At 71.0% G+C, this 3,880-nt stretch carries 6 protein-coding genes; 4 read left to right on the top strand and 2 right to left on the bottom strand.

What is annotated here, in order from left to right:
• The coding region (glnS, locus tag ABB33_RS17145; protein ID WP_082595157.1) for a glutamine--tRNA ligase at positions 1–1,092 on the bottom strand (1,092 nt) is incomplete at its 3' end.
• Positions 1,093–1,191: 99 nt separating this feature from the next.
• Here glnS and ABB33_RS17140 point away from each other — a divergent pair.
• From ABB33_RS17140 to ABB33_RS17125, 4 genes are read left to right on the top strand one after another with little or no spacing between them, the layout of a single operon-like run.
• Entirely contained in the window at positions 1,192–1,860 is a 669-nt protein-coding gene (locus ABB33_RS17140) for a glutathione S-transferase (RefSeq protein ID WP_056932900.1), read from the top strand.
• Between the two features lie 29 nt (positions 1,861–1,889).
• A complete protein-coding gene (locus tag ABB33_RS17135) occupies positions 1,890–2,156 on the top strand; it encodes a putative signal transducing protein (protein WP_056932899.1) in 267 nt (88 codons plus the stop codon).
• Between the two features lie 10 nt (positions 2,157–2,166).
• A complete protein-coding gene (gene msrA, locus ABB33_RS17130) occupies positions 2,167–2,838 on the top strand; it encodes a peptide-methionine (S)-S-oxide reductase MsrA (protein ID WP_056932898.1) in 672 nt (223 codons plus the stop codon).
• A 4-nt stretch (positions 2,839–2,842) separates the two neighbouring features.
• Positions 2,843–3,352: a flavodoxin family protein gene (locus tag ABB33_RS17125; RefSeq protein WP_056932897.1), complete on the top strand. Its 510-nt coding sequence runs from the start codon at positions 2,843–2,845 to the stop codon at positions 3,350–3,352.
• A gap of 105 nt (positions 3,353–3,457) precedes the next feature.
• On the opposite strand, the gene ABB33_RS17120 is transcribed toward ABB33_RS17125, so the two are convergent.
• Positions 3,458–3,880: transaldolase family protein (locus ABB33_RS17120; protein ID WP_275452956.1), on the bottom strand; the 423-nt coding region annotated here is incomplete at its 5' end.

The following is a 3,880-nucleotide window of genomic DNA, read 5'->3' as shown; positions in this document are numbered from 1 at the left end:
CAGGTCCTCGCGCAGCGCGCCTTCCAGCACGCTGAAATCGATCAGCGAGTTCTGCTTGGAAATGCCCACGCGCTCGGCGAACAGGCGCATCGCCGCCGGGGTGTAGCCGCGCCGGCGCAGGCCCTGCAGGGTCGGCATGCGCGGGTCGTCCCAGCCGTCCACCAGCTGCTCGGTGACCAGCGCCATCAGCTTGCGCTTGCTCATCACCGTGTAGTTGATGTTCAGCCGCGAGAACTCGATCTGGCGCGGCTTGGCCGCTTCGCGCGGCAGGCCCTTGTCCACCAGCGGCTGGGTCAGCGCCGGGTCGTGGGCGAAATCGACGTTGTCCACGCACCAGTCGTACAGCGGGCGGTGGTCCTCGAACTCCAGCGTGCACAGCGAATGGGTGATGCCTTCCAGCGCGTCGCCCAGCGCGTGCGCGTAGTCGTACATCGGGTAGATCGGCCACGCATTGCCGGTGTTCTGGTGCTCGACGTGCTTGATCCGGTAGATCGCCGGGTCGCGCAGGTTGATGTTGCCGCTGGCCATGTCGATCCTGGCGCGCAGGGTGCGGGTGCCGTCGGCGAACTCGCCGGCGCGCATGCGCGCGAACAGGTCCAGGTTCTCCTCGACGCTGCGCTCGCGGTAGGGCGAGGGGCGGCCCGGCTCGGTCAGGGTGCCGCGGTAGGCGCGCACTTCCTCGGCCGACAGGTCGCAGACATAGGCCTTGCCCTCGCGGATCAGCTTCTGCGCGCCCAGGTAGTAGGCCTCGAAGTAATCCGAGGCGTGGCGCAGCTCGTTCCACTCGAAGCCCAGCCAGCGCACGTCGTCCTGGATCGCGGCCACGTACTCGGGGTCCTCGCGCGCCGGGTTGGTGTCGTCGAAGCGCAGGTTGCACACGCCGCCGAACTCGCCGGCGATGCCGAAGTTCAGGCAGATCGACTTGGCGTGGCCGATGTGCAGGTAGCCGTTGGGCTCGGGCGGGAAGCGGGTCTTGATCGCGGTGTGCTTGCCGCTGGCCAGGTCCTCGCGGACGATCTGGCGGATGAAGTCCCGCTTTTCGGCGGGAGCCGTCTCCGGCGTGGCAGCAGCGGCAGGCGTGTTCTCGGACATGGGGGCGCAGGGTATTGAAATAGAACGCAAGTTTAGCCGAGCCGGACGCCGGCTGCCGGACCGGCGCTATGCTGGGCGCCCCGCCCGCAGGCAGCGCCCATGACCCGCCCCGTCCTGGTGATCGGCAACCGCAACTACTCCTCCTGGTCGCTGCGCCCCTGGCTGCTGCTGCGCCAGTTCGGCGTCGAATTCGACGAGGTGGTGCTGGCGCTGGACACGCCGGAGTTCGCCGCCCAGGCCCTGCGCCATTCGCCCACCGGCAAGGTGCCGGCGCTGCGCGATGGCGACCTGGTGCTCTGGGATTCGCTGGCGATCTGCGAGTACGCCAACGAGCGTTGGCTGGGCGGCCGCGGCTGGCCGGCCGAGCTGCCGCGGCGCGCGCTGGCCCGCGCCGCCGCGGCCGAAATGCACTCCGGCTTCGCCGCATTGCGCACCCAGCTGCCGATGAACAGCCGCCGCCGGCCCGACGGCTACCGCTGGGACGCCGCCGCCCAGCGCGACATCGACCGGGTGCAGGCGCTGTGGCGCAGCCTGCGCCGCGGGCACGGTACCGGCGGCGATTTCCTGTTCGGCGGCTTCGGCATCGTCGATGCCATGTTCGCGCCGGTGGCGATCCGCTTCGACGGTTATGGCGTGGCGCTGGACGACACCGCCGCGGCCTACCTGCAGGCGCTGTCCGCGCTGCCGGCGCTGCGCCAGTGGCGGCAGGCGGCCGAACAGGAAAGCGCGCGCGTGGCCGCCACCGACGCCCTGTGCCGCCCGGGCTGAGCCCGCCCGCCATTCCCGGAGAGAACCCCATGCAACTGGTCTACCAGACAAACAACCTGTTCGACGCGCACCTGGTCAAGCACGCGCTGGAGGACGCCGGCATCCCGGCCTTCGTGTTCGGCGAATCGCTGCTGGGCGCCGGCGGCGAGCTGCCGCTGTTCGGCCTGCTGCGGGTCTGCGTGCCGGACGCGGCCAAACCCGAGGCCGACGACATCGTCGCCGCGCTGGGCTTGGACGCCGCCGCGGGCGGCCCCATCTGTGACGATGAGCAAGCGCCGGGATTCCTGCCGGCCTGAGGAGCGGACCATGCTGGGTATCGGACACGGGCGGTTGGGCATCGGCGCGTTCAAGCAGCGTCTGCCGCGGCCGGAAGAAGCGTTGCCGGGGCGCGAGGCGCCGCTGCCGCTGCACAACGTGCATTTCGTCAACGGCCGCCCGCTGCGCGGCGATTTCGCGGGGCTGGACGTGCTGGACGTGGGCCTGGGCTGCTTCTGGGGCGCCGAGCGCAAGTTCTGGCAGCTGCCGGGCGTGGTGACCACCGCGGTCGGTTACCAGGGCGGGCTCACCCCCAACCCCACCTACGAGGAAGTCTGTTCCGGGCTCACCGGCCACACCGAAGTGGTGCGGGTGGTGTTCGACCCGGCGCAGGTCGTGCTGGACACCGTGCTGCGCACCTTCTGGGAAAACCACGACCCCACCCAGGGCATGCGCCAGGGCAACGACACCGGCACCCAGTACCGCTCGGCGCTGTACTGCCACACGCAGGCGCAGTTCGATGCGGCCATCGCCAGCCGCGATGCCTACCAGCAGCGGCTGACCGCCGCCGGCTATGGCGACATCACCACCGAAATCCTGTTCCCGGCACCGCCGTTCTACTACGCCGAGGACTACCACCAGCAGTACCTGGCCAAGAACCCGAACGGCTACTGCGGCATCGGCGGCACCGGCGTGAGCTGCCCGATCGGGCTGGACGCCTGAGGTGATGGAGGCCGCGCCACGCCGGTTGCTGGTGGTGTGGCACGGCTTCACCGGCGCCACCCGGGCCATGGCCGAAGCGGTTGCCGAGGCGGCGCGCGGGGACGCCGGGGAGGCGCTGGAGGTGTGCCTGCTGCGCGCGGCCGACGCCGGGGCCGACGACGTGCTGGGCGCCGATGCGGTGGTGTTCGCCACCCCGGAGACGCTGGCCTCGATCAGCGGCGCGATGAAGGACTTCTTCGACCGCAGCTACTACCCGTTGCTGGGCCGCTGCGACGGCAAGCCGTACGCGCTGGTGGTCTGCGCCGGCTCGGACGGGGAGCCGACCATCGCCCAGCTGCGGCGCATCGCCACCGGCCTGCGCCTGCGTGAAGTGGCCGAGCCGTTGCTGGTGCGCACCCATGCACAGACGCCGGAGGCCATTGCCGCACGCAAGCTGCTGCCGGAGGCCGACCTGGCACGCGGCCGCGAACTGGGCGCGCTGCTCGCGGCGGGGCTGGCGCTGGGGATCTACTGACGCCGCGCGGCGGGCAGAAAAAACCGGGGCCAGCGTTGCTTTCTCTGCAACCGGGCGGCCGGCCCTGCGCGAGAGAAAACAACGCTGGCCCCGGCTTGCGGGCGATCAGGCCGTCAGTTCGTCGGCAATGCGCTGGCGCAGCGCCTGCAGGTCCTTGGCGAAGGCATCGATGCCGGTGGCCAGCTTCTCGGTGGCCATCGGGTCGGCGGCCATGTCGGCGTCGAACCGCGCCTGGTCGATCGGCGCGACGTCCACCGCCTCGGCGGCGGCCGGCACCAGCTTGCGCGGCAGCTCGCCCAGGTCGGCGTCGAGCTTTTCCAGCAGATCCGGGGAAATGGTCAGGCGGTCGCAGCCGGCCAGCGCCTCGATCTGCGCGGTCGAGCGGAACGAGGCGCCCATCACCACCGTCGGCGAGCCGCGGCGCTTGAACTCGGCATACACGCCGCGCACGAACCTCACGCCCGGGTCCTCGTCGATGCTGGCCGGCGCCTGGCCGTGGGCCACGTACCAGTCCAGGATGCGGCCTAC

The organism is Stenotrophomonas acidaminiphila (assembly GCF_001431595.1).
Classification (GTDB): domain Bacteria; phylum Pseudomonadota; class Gammaproteobacteria; order Xanthomonadales; family Xanthomonadaceae; genus Stenotrophomonas; species Stenotrophomonas acidaminiphila.
Note: the sequence above shows the minus strand (reverse complement) of the source record. Positions and strands in the feature narration are given on the sequence as shown.